The organism is Pseudoclavibacter sp. JAI123 (genome assembly GCF_013409665.1).
Classification (GTDB): Bacteria; Actinomycetota; Actinomycetes; order Actinomycetales; family Microbacteriaceae; genus Pseudoclavibacter.
In genome coordinates this window covers 456242-471814 of sequence record NZ_JACCCM010000001.1, presented here as the reverse complement: position 1 = coordinate 471814, position 15573 = coordinate 456242, and the positions used below count along the sequence as shown (strand labels likewise).

General features: G+C 69.5%; 15 protein-coding genes. 6 read left to right on the top strand and 9 right to left on the bottom strand.

Going from position 1 to position 15573, the window contains the following annotated elements; all coding sequences use genetic code 11:
* Positions 1–91: 91 nt before the first annotated feature.
* The 3 genes from HDC34_RS02310 to HDC34_RS02300 all read right to left on the bottom strand — a co-directional run bounded on the left by HDC34_RS02310 (position 92) and on the right by HDC34_RS02300 (position 2146).
* On the bottom strand, positions 92–655 hold the full coding sequence (locus tag HDC34_RS02310; protein ID WP_179555678.1) for a hypothetical protein: 564 nt from the start codon (positions 653–655) through the stop codon (positions 92–94).
* A 12-nt stretch (positions 656–667) separates the two neighbouring features.
* On the bottom strand, positions 668–1408 hold the full coding sequence (locus tag HDC34_RS02305) for an SDR family oxidoreductase (RefSeq protein ID WP_179555677.1): 741 nt from the start codon (positions 1406–1408) through the stop codon (positions 668–670).
* Between the two features lie 93 nt (positions 1409–1501).
* Positions 1502–2146 carry a stage II sporulation protein M gene (locus tag HDC34_RS02300; protein WP_179555676.1) on the bottom strand — a complete coding sequence of 215 codons (645 nt, stop codon included), beginning with the start codon at positions 2144–2146 and terminating at the stop codon, positions 1502–1504.
* 180 nt (positions 2147–2326) lie between these two features.
* On the opposite strand from HDC34_RS02300, the gene HDC34_RS18005 reads away from it, so the two are divergent.
* Entirely contained in the window at positions 2327–3112 is a 786-nt protein-coding gene (locus HDC34_RS18005) for an HNH endonuclease family protein (RefSeq protein ID WP_179555675.1), read from the top strand.
* Between the two features lie 83 nt (positions 3113–3195).
* Here the strand turns inward: HDC34_RS18005 and HDC34_RS02290 are convergent, their stop codons facing one another.
* Positions 3196–4803 (bottom strand): serine hydrolase, encoded by a 1608-nt coding sequence (locus HDC34_RS02290; protein ID WP_179555674.1) that lies wholly within the window; start codon positions 4801–4803, stop codon positions 3196–3198.
* Positions 4804–5001: 198 nt separating this feature from the next.
* On the opposite strand from HDC34_RS02290, the gene pdxY reads away from it, so the two are divergent.
* The gene (gene pdxY, locus HDC34_RS02285) at positions 5002–5853 is read left to right on the top strand and encodes a pyridoxal kinase PdxY (RefSeq protein ID WP_104313092.1); all 852 of its coding nucleotides are present in this window, start codon (positions 5002–5004) and stop codon (positions 5851–5853) included.
* A 145-nt stretch (positions 5854–5998) separates the two neighbouring features.
* Here the strand turns inward: pdxY and HDC34_RS02280 are convergent, their stop codons facing one another.
* The 3 genes from HDC34_RS02280 to HDC34_RS02270 are packed head-to-tail and all read right to left on the bottom strand — an operon-like array spanning position 5999 to position 9119.
* On the bottom strand, positions 5999–7207 hold the full coding sequence (locus HDC34_RS02280) for an amidohydrolase family protein (protein ID WP_179555673.1): 1209 nt from the start codon (positions 7205–7207) through the stop codon (positions 5999–6001).
* Entirely contained in the window at positions 7204–7722 is a 519-nt protein-coding gene (locus tag HDC34_RS02275) for a hypothetical protein (RefSeq protein ID WP_179555672.1), read from the bottom strand. Before HDC34_RS02275 ends, HDC34_RS02280 begins: the two co-directional genes overlap by 4 nt.
* The gene (locus HDC34_RS02270) at positions 7719–9119 is read right to left on the bottom strand and encodes an MFS transporter (protein WP_179555671.1); all 1401 of its coding nucleotides are present in this window, start codon (positions 9117–9119) and stop codon (positions 7719–7721) included. Before HDC34_RS02270 ends, HDC34_RS02275 begins: the two co-directional genes overlap by 4 nt.
* A gap of 171 nt (positions 9120–9290) precedes the next feature.
* On the opposite strand from HDC34_RS02270, the gene HDC34_RS02265 reads away from it, so the two are divergent.
* Positions 9291–10187: a MurR/RpiR family transcriptional regulator gene (locus tag HDC34_RS02265; protein WP_179555670.1), complete on the top strand. Its 897-nt coding sequence runs from the start codon at positions 9291–9293 to the stop codon at positions 10185–10187.
* A gap of 23 nt (positions 10188–10210) precedes the next feature.
* Here the strand turns inward: HDC34_RS02265 and HDC34_RS02260 are convergent, their stop codons facing one another.
* Positions 10211–10582 (bottom strand): nuclear transport factor 2 family protein, encoded by a 372-nt coding sequence (locus tag HDC34_RS02260; RefSeq protein WP_179555669.1) that lies wholly within the window; start codon positions 10580–10582, stop codon positions 10211–10213.
* 222 nt (positions 10583–10804) lie between these two features.
* On the opposite strand from HDC34_RS02260, the gene HDC34_RS02255 reads away from it, so the two are divergent.
* From HDC34_RS02255 to nagA, 3 genes are all read left to right on the top strand, one after another.
* Positions 10805–12286: a sensor histidine kinase gene (locus HDC34_RS02255; protein WP_179555668.1), complete on the top strand. Its 1482-nt coding sequence runs from the start codon at positions 10805–10807 to the stop codon at positions 12284–12286.
* A 29-nt stretch (positions 12287–12315) separates the two neighbouring features.
* A complete protein-coding gene (locus HDC34_RS02250) occupies positions 12316–13020 on the top strand; it encodes a response regulator transcription factor (RefSeq protein ID WP_179557059.1) in 705 nt (234 codons plus the stop codon).
* A gap of 243 nt (positions 13021–13263) precedes the next feature.
* Entirely contained in the window at positions 13264–14391 is a 1128-nt protein-coding gene (nagA, locus tag HDC34_RS02245; RefSeq protein ID WP_179555667.1) for an N-acetylglucosamine-6-phosphate deacetylase, read from the top strand.
* Between the two features lie 278 nt (positions 14392–14669).
* Here the strand turns inward: nagA and nagB are convergent, their stop codons facing one another.
* Entirely contained in the window at positions 14670–15452 is a 783-nt protein-coding gene (gene nagB, locus HDC34_RS02240) for a glucosamine-6-phosphate deaminase (RefSeq protein ID WP_179555666.1), read from the bottom strand.
* Between the last annotated feature and the right edge of the window lie 121 nt (positions 15453–15573).

Below are 15573 nucleotides of genomic sequence, written 5' to 3'. Positions count from 1 at the left end.
GAGAAATGCCTGTTCCTGAGCAAGGGAACAGGCATTTCTCGTGTGGATGCGGATGCGGAAGCGAGCTGGTGCAGGCGCGACCACGGGCGGGTCAGTGCTTGCGGGTGCCGCCTCCGGAGAACGTCGAGCCGTAGGAGTGCGGCGTCGGCGCGTGTCCGAGATCACGGGGTAGCGGCGTCGGTTCGGGTCCGCTGGGCGATGTTTGCGAGCCAGGCGCGTGCGAGACAGGCGCAGGCGAGGCAGGCGCTGGCCAAGCAGGCGCGTGCGGCGCAGGGGCATGGGGCGCTGAACCCTGCGATCCCGAGGCTTGCTGCACCGACGCGGGAAGCCACGACGCTGGCCGCTCGGTCCGTCGAGGCGCGGCGGCCCAGGGCGAGGGAGCGCTGGGCGAGCTGGGAGCCGCATCCGGGATCGGCTGCTGCACAGATAGCCCGAGGAGCGAGATTCCGCCGCTCGTGTCGGTGTCTTCGTGCAGGCCCGCGACTCCCGCCTCTACCGCCCTGCGCCGTTCGGCCTTGCGGAGCTCCGACGCGGCCTTGGCTTTCTTCGTTCGGCGACGCTGCACGAGGATCGCCACGAGCAGACCGAGGCCGAGCACGAGCACGACGAGCAGCGCGAACGCGACGATGGTGAAGATCTGATTGGTGCCGGCCATGACTGCGTCAGCTCAGCGCATCGGCCGGATCTTGAGCTCGTCGACCGCCCCACCAGCCGGGGTGTCGACGGCGAGCCGCACCGCCTGCGCGACCGCCTGCGGCGTCAGGTAGCGCTCGCGCTCGTAGCTGCCCTGCTCGAGCTGCCGCAGCTCACGCTGCATGTCGGTGTCGACGCGGCCCGGGTGGATGCTGGACACGCGCACGCCGTGCTGGCGTTCTTCCTCGCGGAGCGCGTCGGTCAGCGCGCGCAGGGCGAACTTCGTGCCACTGTACACGCTGGTGCCCGCGCCGCTCGCGTAGCCGGAACCCGAGTTGATCATGACGATCGTGCCCTCGCTCGTTCGAAGCAGCGGCAGCAGGAGGCGGGTGAGGTCGGCGACGGCGAACACGTTGAGCTCGAAGGCGCGGCGGAATCGCTCGCGCGAGCTCTCCGCGATGGCGTCGTGCCCGCCGAGCACGGCCGCCGAGTGCACGAGCACGTCGAGGCGGCGGATGCTGCGGGCCGCCTCGGCGAGCTGGCGCTCGTCGGTGAGGTCCGCGACGAACGGCGTCGCGCCCGGGATGCGGGCGGCGGCCTCGGCGACGGCGCGTGGCTCGCGCCCGCCGACCAGGACGTGGTGGGTGCGGCTCAGCTCGTGGGCGATGGCTTCGCCGATGCCGCGAGTCGCTCCCGTGACGAGCGCGACCGGCCGTCGGCGTTCGCCGTCGCGCTCACCGTCGAGAGGTGACGCGACGTGGCCTGCTTGAGTCATGGATGGTCCCCCGGGTTCTGCACTCTGCGACCGCGGAACGCGGCGGCACCCACATTCTGCCACCGCGCATCCGACGAGCCCCTCCGAAGCGGGTCAGAGGAGCAACTCGGTGAGTGGGTACAGGAAGTACCGCAGGGAGTAGGCCTCCCAGAGCGCTCCCACGACGAGAAGAACGAATGCGGCCAGTGCCAGGATGCCGACGCGTCCGAGGCCGCGGAGGTAGGCGCGACCTCGGGTCGTGGCGCCGACCGTTGTCGGCGACACCCAATGTCGGCCGAGGAGCCATGTGCCGAGCAGGAGCAGAACATACGCCTGCAGTTCGATGACGACGGTGAGCGAGTGAGGGATGAACTGCACCCAGGCGGTCGGCGTCGTGGGCGCCAGCGTGATGCCGGTTTCGACCGCCCAGTACCCGAAGAAGGCGAACCCGGCGAAGGGCACGACCAGCGACGGCAGCACGATCGTCGCCAAGCTGAGCTTGCCGACGTTCACCGCCAGGATCACGAGCGCAAACAGCGGTGGCGTTGCGACCAACCCCTGCACGAGTCCCGCAGTGCCGTCGTCTTCGAGCGCGACGGATCGCGCCGCGTTGAGCGCCGGGAACATCAGACCGACGATGAACCCGACGGTGAAGAGCCCGTAGGCGAAGACGTTCACGAGCAGGTAGGCCCGCAGGTTCGTGCGGATGAGGTGAAATGGTCGCCGCCAGAGAGGTACGGGAGTATCGGGACCCTTCATTGCTGGTGCTGAGGACATACTCCAAGCTCACCGGACCTCGCGAGGTGACGCCAGTGACGCGGCGTCACGAGAACCCGTGACATGTGTCATGCGTCGGCCGACCGTCTCCGCTGCCTGCTCGCCTCGCCGGGCATTCTCTGTGGCAGTCTGGTGCGGCCACCCCGCTCGAGAAAGTTCCCAGTGCTTCCCTTTCCTGCATCCGCTCACGCCACCGCCACCAGACGATCAAGACGCCGCACGCTCGCAGCGCTCGCCCTCGCCGGTGCCGCGACCCTGCTGGTCGGATGCACGCCCGTGGGCACGCAGTCCACGACACCCGACGGCGCCTCGTCTCCCGAGGCCAGCCAGCTGGTGGCGCTGACCGACGAGGTGGAGGCGGCTTCCGCTGACGGCGACGGGTCGACGTCGTTCGCCGCCGATGCGCTCGACGTGCTCGGCAAGCTCGACGTCGCACCGCGCGATGAGTGGGAGGAGTTCGACCGCGAGGGATCGTTCGGCGAGGGCTGGCAGGACCCGGACGGCAACGGGTGCGATGCACGCAACGACGCCCTGGCCGTATCCATGACCGACGTCGACCTGAACCGCGACGGCTGCCGCGTCGACACGGGCGTCTTCGTCGACCCGTACTCGGGTGACGAGATCGACTTCGAGCGCGGCCCCGACACGAGTCCGCTCGTGCAGATCGACCATGTGGTGGCGCTCGCGAACGCGTGGCGGACGGGCGCGAAGGAGCTGTCGTTCGTGGAGCGGGTCGAGCTGTCGAACGACCCCATGAACCTGCAGGCGACGGCCGGCTGGGTGAATGACGACAAGAAGAGCCAGGATGCGGCGAACTGGCTGCCCCCGCAGGAGTCGTACCACTGCACCTACGTGGCCCGTCAGATCGTGGTGAAGGCCACCTACAACCTGTGGGTCACGCAGGCAGAGCACGACGCGATGCGCGACGTGCTCGAGGGCTGCGCGTAACCGGGCCTTTCGGGGCGCGGGCGGTAGCCGTCGCGGCGCCAGACGGTCACCGTCCCAACGGATGGCGACCGCCCGGCCCGACGTCACACGACCAGCAGGGTGGCCACGAGGATCACGAGCACGATGGCGAGGCCGACCCAGCTGAGCCACGCCCACCTCGTGGGCTGGAACCGGAGCGCCGGGGAGCGCAGCACCCCGACCGCAACCGCCGCGAGCGCGGGAGCGAGGGCCAGCCCGAAAGCCCAGCCGCCGACGGCTGCCCAGGGTCCGGCGAACCAGAGGCTCACGAGGCCGGATGCCGCGAGCAGCAGCCAGTTCACGATGGGCAGGGCGGCCTTCGAGCGGAACGCGAAGAGCAGCGCGAGACCGGACGCGATGAGCGCGAACCCGAACGTCACCCACAGGAGCAGCGACCCCTGGGCGCCGAGGTCGGGAACGTCCGCCTCGGTCAGGAGCGAGACGGCGATGGGGTCGACGATCTGCTGCGTGTTGCCGAGCACCACGACCGCCCTGTCGGCCTCGCGGTCGAGCATGACGACGGACGCGAATCCACCGGTTCCACCGCTGTGCCAGGTGAGACTCGGGTTCGACGTCGCCGTCGGGTTGGTGACCTGCGTCGTCTGCCAGATCCAGCCGATCTCGCTGCCTTCGGCGAACTGCGCCGTCGGTTCGAGTGATGCGACGCCGGGTGCCGTGCCGTCGAGGTTCGCGGACGCCCAGGTGGCGAGGTCGGTGACGGTGGTGGTCGTCGAGCTGCCGGTGGGTGCGTACCCCTCGCCCCACCAGTCGTCGGTCGGGATGCCGTTCGTCAGGAATCCGGGCGTCGTGTCCGCAGGAACTTCGGCCTCGGTCGTCGCGATGCTCGTCGACTCCATGCCGACGGGCCCGAGCACCCGCTGCTCGAGGAGCGCCGGGTAGCTGTCGGCGCCCGCCGCGTTCGTGAGCGCCGTGCCGAGCAGCGCGACGCCGAGGTTCGAGTAGACGGGACCCTGCGCTGGGTCGACAGGCGCGGCCGCCGCATCCTGGATCATGACCTCGGTGGTCTGCGGCCCGTACGGGTTGCCGCCGGAGAGCGACGCCGCGAGCGACTCGACGGCGAAGGTCGGCCCCAGGCGCGGGAGACCCGAGCTGTGCTGCGCGAGGCTCGCGAGCGTCACCTCGCCGGCCGGGGTCCCCTCGAGCTCCGGGATGTGCGCCGAGAGCGGGTCCTCCGCGGTCACTTCGCCGCGGTCGATGGCGTCCGCGAACAGCGCGGCCGTGAAGGTCTTCGTGACCGAGCCGAGCTCGTAGAGCGTCTCGTCCGTGGGAGCCGGGCCGTCGCGACCCTCGCCTGTCTTGCCGACGCCCGCCCACGTGGTGCCCTCCGGCGTGACCTCGGCGACGACCACCGACCGGAAGCCACCATGGCCGCCCACCGCATCCACGACCCGCGCCGCGAGGGCCTCATCACCCGAGGTCTGCGTGCCGAGCGCCTGGCGCTGCGGCCCCACGAGCATTCCGAGCACGACCGCGACGACCCCCGCGACAAGGGCGGCGATGAGAAGGATGCGCTTGGCCGGGCCCCGGGGAGTCTCGTCACCGCCCGGGTCGGGTGCGCCAGTCGCCGCGCCCGTCGCGGGAGAAGGCGGCGGAGGCGGCGACTGCGGATACTGCGCCCCCGCCGGGTTCTGCTGCTGGCGTTCGTGTGTCATGCGCTTCCCCTTGCTCTCGATCTGCGCTCGCTGCGGTCTTTCGCTGTTCCCTCCAACGCTACGAGCGACCACCGACACCGGCCTCCACCGTGGGCGGGAGATGCCTCCGCCGCCCGCCGGAGATGCCGCACGGAGCGGGCCTCCGTCGCACGGCGTCGTCCGGCGGCAAGCCCGGGTTCGGCGTGGGAAGATCGAAGGATGAAGATCCTGTCGATCCAGTCGTCGGTCGCCTACGGGCACGTGGGCAATTCGGCTGCGGTGTTCCCGCTGCAGCGTCTCGGACACGAGGTGTGGCCGGTCTCGACCGTCGTGTTCTCGAACCACACGGGTTATGGCGCTTGGCGCGGCCCGCTCCTCCCCGCGTCGGACGTCCGGGACGTGATCCTCGGCGTCGAGGAGCGCGGCGCGCTCGCGCAGGTGGATGCGGTGCTTTCCGGCTACCTGGGCGGCGAGGAGATCGTCGACGTCGTCGTCGACGCGGTGAAGCGCACCAAGGAGCTCAACCCCGCCGCGACGTACACGTGCGACCCCGTCATGGGCAACGCGAAGTCTGGCTGCTTCGTCGCCCCCGCCATCCCCGAGCTCATCCGCGAGCGGGTCGTGCCGGTCGCCGACATCCTCACGCCGAACCAGTTTGAGCTCGGCTTCCTCACGCGCACGACACCCTCGACGATCGACGAGACCCTCGAATCGGTCGACCTGGCACGCGAGCTCGGCCCGCGCACGGTGCTCGTCACGAGCGTCGAGCGCCCAGACCGCCCGGAAGGCACCATCGAGATGATGGCGGTCGATGACACGGGCGCCTGGATCGTGCAGACCCCGTACCTCCCGTTCAAGGCGAACGGATCGGGCGACGTCACCTCGGCGCTCTTCACGGCGCACTACCGCACGTCCGGCTCGGCGTCCGAGGCGCTCGCCGCGACGGTCTCGAGCGTCTTCGACCTGCTGCAGATCACGCTCGACTCGGGTGAGCGTGAGCTGCAGATCGTCGCGGCTCAGGATGCGTTCGCGAACCCGCGCATGCAGTTCCAGGTACGCCAGATCCGCTAGCGGCGAGCTCCGCGCATCCCTCCACCGCTCGCATCCCGCGATCAGTCACGAATCGCCGCAAAGGGTTGCCATTCCTGCCGACTGGCAACCCTTGCGGCATCTCGCGAGAGGATGTCGACACGTGCGGCGACCCGCGACAGTGCCGTTACACGAGCTGCCCGCCCTGCATGACCCAGTCGAGGCGCGACTCGGCGAGCACGCTCACGTCGTCCAGCGGGTCGGCGGATGCGGCGATCAGGTCGGCGTGCGCGCCGGGTGCGATCACGCCGAGCTCCCCTTCGCGCTGCAGCAGGCGAGCGGCGGTCGTCGTGGCGCTGCGGACGATGTCGAGCACCGGCATGAACTCGGCGCGCACCTCGAACTCGCGGGCCTGGTGGCGCTGCATGCCGCCGAGCAGGTCGCTGCCGTAGCAGAGGTTGACGCCGCCCTTGTGGGCCTTCTCGAGTGCGACCTTGCCGCCCTCGAGCACGTCGGAGACCTTCTCCCAGTTGTCCTGCGGCAGCCCGTGCTCGCGTCCCTCTTCCATGAGCGCCCAGTAGGTGACGAGGTTCATGGTGAGGAACGCGTCGTGCTCGAGGAACAGCTCGATCGACTCGTCGTCGAGCAGGTTGCCGTGCTCGATGCCGCGCACGCCTGCCCGCAGGGCGCGGTTGATGGCCCGGGCCGTGTACGCGTGCGCCGTGACGTAGCGGTTCGCGGCGGTCGCCTCCTCGACGACGGCCTCGATCTCTTCGACGGAGAACTGCGTGGAGTCGACGCGGTCGGTGGGCGAGGCGACCCCGCCACCCGCCATGATCTTGATGTGGTGGGCACCTCGGCGGATCTCGTCGCGGGCCGCGTGGCGGACGGCGGAGATGCCGTCGACGACCCGGCCGATGTGCGAGCACGTGTACTCGCCGTCGTGGCTGTCGCGCCCGCGTGAGCGGGGGTCGCCGTGCCCGCCGGTCTGGGAGAGCGCCTTCCCGCCGAAGAAGAGGCGCGGACCGCGCACGAGTCCGTCGACCTGCGCGTCGTGCAGGCCGAAGTCGGCGCCGGCGACGTCGCGCACGGTCGTGAAGCCCCGGCTGAGCATGTCGCCCATGAGCTTCGCGGCCTGCAGCGCCACGTAGTTCGGCGACTCCTCGCCGATGGAGGCCAGGTCGGCCGTGTGCGCCGTGACGTGCACGTGGCAGTCGATGAGGCCGGGCAGGAGGTAGCGACCGGATGCATCCAGTTCCTCGACCCCGTCGGCCGCGGCGACCTCGCCGCCGACCTGCTCGAAGCGTCCGTCTCGGATCGAGAGGTCGCCAGTGCGGTACTCCCCCGCGTCGACGTCGAGCCAGGTGGCGTTGCGGATGTTGAGGTCTGCGGTCATGCGGATGCTCCCTGCTGCTTGGCGCTCTCCACGCCGGTGTCGATGATCTGAACGGCGCGCTCCTGCGCCGTCGGGGTGTATGTGCCCTCTGGTGCGCACATGTTGACGGTCGCGAGCGGCGCCCCGTCGGGCCCGGGGATGGGCACGTTGAGGATCGACCCGCAGCCGAGCGCCTTGATGGTGCTGGCGTCGTCGAAGATGCGGTCGAGGTCTGCCGGGGTTGCGCCGAGGAACGGCTCACCGGAGTCGCGGCAGGCGGCCACCCAGTCGGGCGAGACCTGCGTCGCGACCTGCTTCGTGCCGCCCACCGGGTACTCGTCGGCGTGCGAGCTGTAGATGCGCTCCATCACCTCACCGCCCTGGGTGAAGCGCAGCACCGTGAAGAGCACGACCCCGACCTCCTCTTCGATGGTGTGGTGGATGCTCGCCCAGTCGACCGCATCCAGTGCCGTCTCACCGCCCTGCCCGCTCTGGCCCTGCTGTCCGCTTCGCACTCGTTCGCCGTTGGGGGTCATGCGTTGGTGCCTTCCTTGTCGTCGGTCTTGGTGATGGCACCCTTGCCGCTGTTGGTGATGTCCTCGAGCGAGCGCCCGGCCGTGCGCACCGCGAAGAGCAGCGTGCACGCGACGCCGATGACCAGCACGGTCGTCGTCATGCCGAAGACGCCCACGAAGCCCCACTGGGCGGCGAAGGTGCCGATGATGATCGGCGCGGTGATCGAGCCGATGCGGCCGAACGAGGAGCTCATGCCGACGCCCGTGGCGCGCAGCCAGGTCGGGAAGACCTCGGGTGTGTAGGCGTAGACGCCGGCGTAGGTGCCGTTGAGGAAGAACGAGAGCACGATGCCGGCGACGGTGACCATGATCGGGTCGTTGGCCTGGCTCATCCACAGCGCGGCCCCGGCGGAGCCGATCAGGTAGAGCGCGATCGTGAACTTCCGGTCGAGCTTCTCGTTGAGGTAGGCGGCGCTGAAGTAGCCGGGGATCTGCGCGAGGTAGATGTAGAGCGAGTACGTGAAGCTCGTGGTGACGTCGATGCCGCGGTCGACGAGCAGCGTCGGGATCCAGGTGAAGAAGCCGTAGTACGAGAACGTGATGACGAACCAGATGAGCCAGGTGGTCGCCGTGATGCGCCACATCGTGCGGCCCCAGAGGAACTTCACGGCCTTGATGAAGCCGAACTTGACGGGCGCTTCCTCTTCGGGCGCGTTCGGGTCGACGGCCGGGAGGTCGTTGCCGGTGGATGCTCGCACCCGGTCCTCGAAGCCCGCCACGACGGCCTCGGCTTCCGCGTGCCTGCCGACGCTCGCGAGGTAGCGCGGCGACTCGGGGAGCGAGCGCCGCCACCACAGCAGCATGACGATGGGGAGGAAGGTGAGCACCTGCGCCCAGCGCCAGCCGTCGTCGGACGCGGGGACGACGAAGCGGCCGATGAGGGCTGCGGCGACGAACCCGAACGAGAAGAACCCGGCGAGGGTGCCGACAAACCAGCCGCGGCGATGCTTGGGTACGAACTCCGACAGGAAGGGCGCGATGATGGCGCTCTCGGCACCGGCGCCCATGCCAGCGAGGATGCGCATGAAGAGGAAGACCTCGAAGTTCCACGAGAGTGCCGCGACGAGGGAGGCGACCGCGTAGAGCACCAGCGACCACATCATCACCTTCTTGCGGCCGATCTTGTCGCCGAGGTAGCCCGCGAGGAGCGCGCCGAAGAGGAATCCGAACGGTGCGGCCGAGCCGACGAGGCCAAGCTGTGCGGCCTCCAAGCCGAACACGTCGCGGACGCTCGGCATGAGGAAGGCGACGATCGCGCCGTCCATGCCGTCGAAGGTGTAGCCGAGCCCGCCGATGAGCAGGAGCGCGTAGTGGGGTCTGCTGATCGGCAGGCGATCGAGCCGTGCGGTGAGTGACAACGGAGTCTCCTGGGGATCGGGAACGTCGGTGTTCGAGAAAGCTTGATCCAGCAATCACCATCATGCAATACAGATTGCAGAAATGTAACCCACGCGAAATCTCTTGCAAAAGAACCGTCGCCTCAGCCCCGCCCCACGCATCCCGGGCCGGATCCGTGCTGAAATGAGAGCATGTCCGCCGCCGAGCCGCCCACCGCAGACGAGACGCGACTCTCTCCCGACGCCTGGCTGCGCGGGATGCTCGCGGCCCGGAATCTCGGCCCCACCAGCCAGAAGCTCGCGAACTACCTCGTCACGAACATCAACGCGGCCAGCTACGCGCAGGCGTCGGAGATCTCCGCGTCCGCCCAGGTGAGCGCATCCACGACCACACGCCTCGCGCAGCAGCTCGGCTTCAAGGGGTGGCCCGACCTGCAGCAGGCGCTCCGCACCCGCTACCTCGCGCAGCTCTCGATGGTCGATATCGCCGAGATCCACGGTCTCACCGACACCCCGTTCCAGAACGCGCTCCGCAACGACTCCGAGCTGCTCGCCGCGACGATGCGCGACGTCGACGACGTGGCCATCGCCCGCGTCGCGGCGGCCGTGCAGTCAGCGAAGCGGGTGCACGTGACCGCGATGGGCAGCTTCGCCGCGGTCGGGCAGGCGCTCGTCCACAACCTGCAGATCGCCGGCTACCACGTGCACGCGCTCCTCGACCGCGACAGCGCCCTCTCGAACAGCGTCGCCCAGATGGGCGACGGCGATCTGCTCATCGTCTGCAGCTACTGGCGGCACTACCGCACGATCGTCGCAGCCGCCAACGCCGCGCATCGCCAGGGTGCGACGGTCGTGGCTCTCACCGACTACCTGCCGCCGCAGCTCGAGGGGGCCGTGGATGACCTCATCATGATCCCGGCGGAGGGCACGTCGTTCTTCCCGTCGCTCACCGTGCCGATGGCCGTGCAGCAGGGGCTCGTCGCGACGCTCGCCCAGCTCGACCCGGAGGCCACCAAGGTGCGGATAGACGCGGCCGAGCGACTGTGGAACGAGCTCGACATCCTCATCGACCCGCGCTCGGCGCAGTAGCCCAGGCCGAGCTTTCTGGCCGCTCAGAACATGGGGTGGTCGTGCACGCTCGTTGCGGGCACGGGCTGGAGCACGTCCCAGTGCTCGACGATCCGGCCGCCCTCGAAGCGGTAGATGTCGGCGACCGCCGCGTCGGCCGCACCGGGCCGGGATGCGCGCACGTGCACCATCGCGAGGTCGCCGTCGACGAGGATGCGCTCGACGCTGAACGTCGCATCCGGGGACCCGTCGAACTTCGGGGTGAGCGCCGCGACGGCGGCGGCCGGCCCGTCGGCGATGTTCGGGTTGTGCTGCCGATAGTCAGCGGCGACCAGATAGTCGAACGCCTCGGCGACGCGCTTGTACGTGTAGAACAGCTCGACGAAGTGCTCGAACGCTGCGCGGTTGTCGGTCATCGGTAGGTCTCGACCTTCGGCTTGGAGGGAGCGCCGGTGCCGACGCTGGCCTCACCAGCCTGGCCGCGAACGTCCCGAAATGCACATCACGGGCGCGGATGCGGTGCATCAGCCAAAGAGTCGGGAGTGGCTCGCCCGCCCGCTCACCCCTTCGGATGAAAGCGAGGACCGGATGCGCGCTCGCGACCATCCGGGTTCGGAATCACCCCTAGCTTGGTGAGCATGCTCCGACTGCGTGATCACCTCACCGCCGCCACCGGGCTGCGGTGGCTCCTCGAACCCGCGGCTGGAGCACTCTTCATTACGATGTGGTGCTTTGCCGAAGTCGGCCGGTGGGGCAGCTACCTGCCCCTCTACGCCGCGCCACTGATCTACGGCGTCGCCATCGGCATCTCGCGGCGGTTCCCACGGGTAGCGATCGGCATCGGGCTCCTCGTCCCGCTCCTGCAGCTGACCTGGGCGATCCCGATGGCGGACTCCACGGGCTGGCCCATCCACTTGGGCATGCCCATCGTGGTGTTCTTCGTCGCGCTGAGCACCGTGGGTCTGACCCGCTGGATCGCGCTGGGAGCCGGCGTCGTGCACGGCATCGGGATCGCGTTCCTGTTCGTCTACGTCGGGCAGTGGCTCCTCTGGTCGGGGCCGCTCGGCGGGGGCACGATGGGTCAGCTCTCCGGTGTCAACAACTACACCCCGAGCGGCGAGCTCGTCTACCAAGAGGGTTGGGACGGACCGACGGAGGGGAACAACGTCGTCCAGGTCATGTCCGACGATCAGGGCAACATGCAGTTCATGAGCGTCGGTGAGCCCATGTCCGAGCTCATGCTTCAGACGGCCGCGCAGCTGGCGTTCATCTTCGCGCTCGTGGCCGCGGCGGCCTGGGTTCTCGGCCTCGCCATCCAGTACGCCATCAAGCGCAGCCGCGACCAGGCCATGCGCGCCGCCCTCGCCGGCGAGCTCTCGGCGTCCTCCGCCGAGGTGCTCGTCCTCCAGGAGCGGTCCCGCATCGCCCGCGAGGTCCACGATGTGCTCGCCCACTCGCTGACCGTGACGATCTCGATGGCGGAGGGCTCGCGGCTGCTGCGAGAGTCACGAGGGGAGCCCGCCGACGACCTGCAGAAGATCGCCGACAACGCCCGCAGCACCCTGCTCGAGTTGCAGGGACTGCTGGAAGGCATCGGCGGCGAGGGGTCCGCGCCGCAGCCGAAGCTGGACGAGCTGGACGCGCTTGTCGAGCAGGCAGCAGAGACCGGGTTGATCGTCGAGCTGCGCAACCTCGGAGAACGCAAGCGCCTCTCGCAGGTGCAGGAGCTGAGCGTGTTCCGCATCGTGCAGGAGAGCCTCACGAACGCGATGAAGCACGCCGGTTCCGAGGCGTCGGCGACCGTCTCGCTCGACTGGCGCGGGGCCGGGCTCTCGCTGAACATCGTCAGCATGGGAGTGGGCGACGACGACTCCAAGGCCGAACCCGCGGAACGTTCTGGCCTCGGCGTGGCCGGGATGCGCGAGCGCGCTCGCCTCGCGGGCGGTTGGCTGACCGCCGGGGCAGAGCCTTCCGTGAACCAGACCAGCGGCCATCAGACGTTCGTCGTGACGGCGTTCATCCCGACGCAGGACATCGTGCCGAAGGTAACCGGCACCGAGAACGCTCAGAGCGCGAGCCCAGTCACGGTTGAGACCGCATCCGATGAGGACAAGCCGTGATCGACGACACCGACACCCAGCCCATTGCAATCGCGACGGCGCAGCCGGACCCGGCCCCGCGCATCCGCATCGCCCTCGTCGACGATCAGGAGCTGTTCGTCTACGGCATGCGGATGCTCGTGGAGTCGCAGCCGGACCTCGAGCTGATCGGCACCGCGGCGGATGGCGAGGAAGCCGTCGGGCTGGTCGTCGCCGGGCGCCCAGACGTGGTGCTCATGGACATCCGCATGCCCGGCCTGAACGGCATCGCCGCGACAAGGCGCATCCTGGAGGCCGCGCCGTACGCCGATGAGACCGGGCCGCGCCCGCGCATCGTGATGCTGACCACGTTCCGGCAGGATGAAGCGGTGCTGCAGGCCATGCACAACGGCGCGAGCGCCTACGTGACGAAGGATGCGACGCCCGAGATGCTGCTCGACACGATCCGCGCCGTGCACGCTGGCGACGCCCCGACCATGCCGGTCGGGCGTATCGCCCGCGGCGCCGCCCCGGCCGCAGAGCCCGCCGAGATCGCCCCGCGCCCGGACCTGGCGATCGCTGCCCTCTCACCCCGCGAGCGCGAGATCTTCCTCCTCGCGGCGAAGGGGCTGCGCAACAGCGAGATCGCGGCAGCCGCGTTCGTGAGCGAGGCGACCGTGAAGACGCACGTGCGCAACGTGCTCGCGAAGCTGGAGCTGTCGAGCCGCGCGCAGATCGTCGTGTTCGCCTACGAGCACCGCCTCGTCACGGGGTAGCCGGCTTCCTGACGCACGCCCGCGGCGGCCTTCCCCCGAGCGCAGAGTTGTGGCGAAGCGCTGGCGGCTATCTCGCTGGCAGCACTTCGCCACAACTCTGCAGGCTTGGGCTCGGTCGGGCGTCGCGCGAGGCTGAACCGGCGGCGCTGCTTCGACGCACCTCGACTTGACACCACTGTCCTCACGGACAAAAGTACAACTGGTACAGACCAGTGAGTCATCTCGAGAAGCGGAGCCCTCAGAATGATCATCAGCGCCGCGAACGTCATCACTCAGGAACGTCATCTCTCGCCCGGCTGGGTGGAGATCGACGGCGACTCCCTGCTCAGCGTTGCCGCGGGGCGGCCCCCGGCCGACCGGGGCGACGTCGTCGACCTCGGGGACGCGACGATCGCGCCAGGCTTCGTGGACGTGCATGTGCACGGCGGCGGCGGCGCTTCGTTCGATGGCGGCGATCGGGATTCCGCCGCGACGGCGGCACGCACGCACCTCGAGCACGGCACGACCTCGATCGTGGCGAGCCTCGTCACGGACGCGGTCCCGGCGATGTGCGATTCGATCTCGGGCCTGGCGACGCTCGTCGAGGAGGGGACGCTCGCGGGCATCCACCTCGAGGGGCCGTGGCTCAGCCCCCTGCACCCGGGCGCCCACGCGCAGCAGCATCTCATCGCACCGAACGGCGAGGACATCGCCACTCTCCTGAAGGCCGGGCGTGGTCACGTGCGGATGGTCACGCTCGCGCCTGAGCTGCCAGGTGGCCTCGACGCCATCCGGACGCTCACCGAGGCCGGGGTGGTCGCGGCGATCGGGCACACGGATGCGACGTACGACGTCGCCCGTGACGCGCTCGACCAGGGCGCTACGGTCGGCACGCACCTGTTCAACGCGATGCGGACGCTGCACCACCGCGAACCCGGCCCGGTCGCGGCGCTCCTCGAGCACCCTGACGCGGTGATCGAGCTCATCGCGGATGGCACGCACCTGCATCCCGCGGCCCTCCGCCTCGCCGCGGTGGCGAAGCCGCACCAGTTCATGCTCGTCACCGATGCCATGTCGGCGGCGTGCATGCACGATGGCGACTACGTGCTCGGCTCGCTCGCTGTCGAGGTGCGGGGCGGCGTCGCCCGCCTCACGGAGGGCGGCGCCATTGCCGGGTCGACGCTCACGATGGCCCAGGCCGTGCAGTACGCCGTCGGCGTCGCCGGCCTGCCGCTCGTCGACGTCGTGCGCGCCGCGACTGCAACACCCGCCGCGACCCTCGGGCTCGAGAGAGTCGGTGCGCTGGTCGCCGGGAACTCTGCCGACCTCGTCGTCCTGGATGCGTCGCTTGGCGTGCAGCGCGTCATGCGGCGCGGCGAGTGGGTGCGCTGAACGCCACCGCTCGGCCGCGGCCCGCTGAGGCCGCTTCCACCCCCGGCGTCGAACCGCCTCAGCCGTTGCACCGTGATGGCTTTTGCTAACTCTGATGGGTTTTTACCCATCACCAGTCACCGAAACCCATCACGCGCATCCGGAAAACCCATCAGCGTCGCCGGAACCCATCAAACTCGGGCGCGGAAACCACCAGCGACGCGAGAACCCACCACGAACGCCCGTGGCGCGGATCGGCCTGCGACAGCCGATCTGCGCCACCGGCCAGGTGGGCCCGCCTACGCCTGCGGCTGCACCCCGGCGCGGTGCTCGACCGTGTACCGGTAGTAGTCGGCCATGGTGAGCTCGGATGCTGCGGCTTCGTCGATGACGATCGTCGCGCGGCGGTGCAGCTGGAGCACGGAGCCGGGCCACATCGAGGAGACGGGGCCTTCGACCATGGCTGCGACGGCGCGCGCCTTCGACGCGCCTTGGGCGACGAGCACGACGCTTCTCGCGTCGAGGATGGTGCCGAGCCCCTGGGTGAGGCAGTGCACCGGCACGTCTTCCGGCTTGTCGAAGAAGCGCGCGTTGTCGTCACGCGTCTTCGGGGCGAGCGTCTTGACTCGGGTGCGCGAGGAGAGCGAGGACGTGGGCTCGTTGAAGCCGATGTGCCCGTTGGCGCCGATGCCGAGGAGCTGCACGTCGACACCTCCCGCGGCGAGGATCTTCGCCTCGTAGTCGGCGCAGGCCGCGTCGAGGTCGGAGGCGAGCCCGTCTGGGACGTGCACGCGTGCAGGGTTCAGGCCGAGCGGTTCGACGACCTCGCGCCCGACCACCGCATGGTACGACTCCGGATGCGATCGGGGGATGCCGACGTACTCGTCGAGCGCGAAGGCGGTCACCCGGCTGAAGTCGAGTCCCGCGTCCCTGCGGGCGGCGAGCGTCCGATACGTCTCCAGGGGGCTCGAGCCCGTGGCGACTCCCAGCACTGCTTCCGGGTTTCCCGCGACGACATCCGCGATGCGTCCGCCTGCGAAAGCACCGACTCCTGCCGGCCCGGCCATGATGACAACTTCCATGCGCTGCTCCTAGGGATCGACGAAGATCGGTGTTCCTCAGCCCAGTCTCTCGGATGGCGAGCCTGATCAGCGAGGCGTGCTCCGCATCACCTTACCGACAATCCCCCGAGTGGTCTAGTCC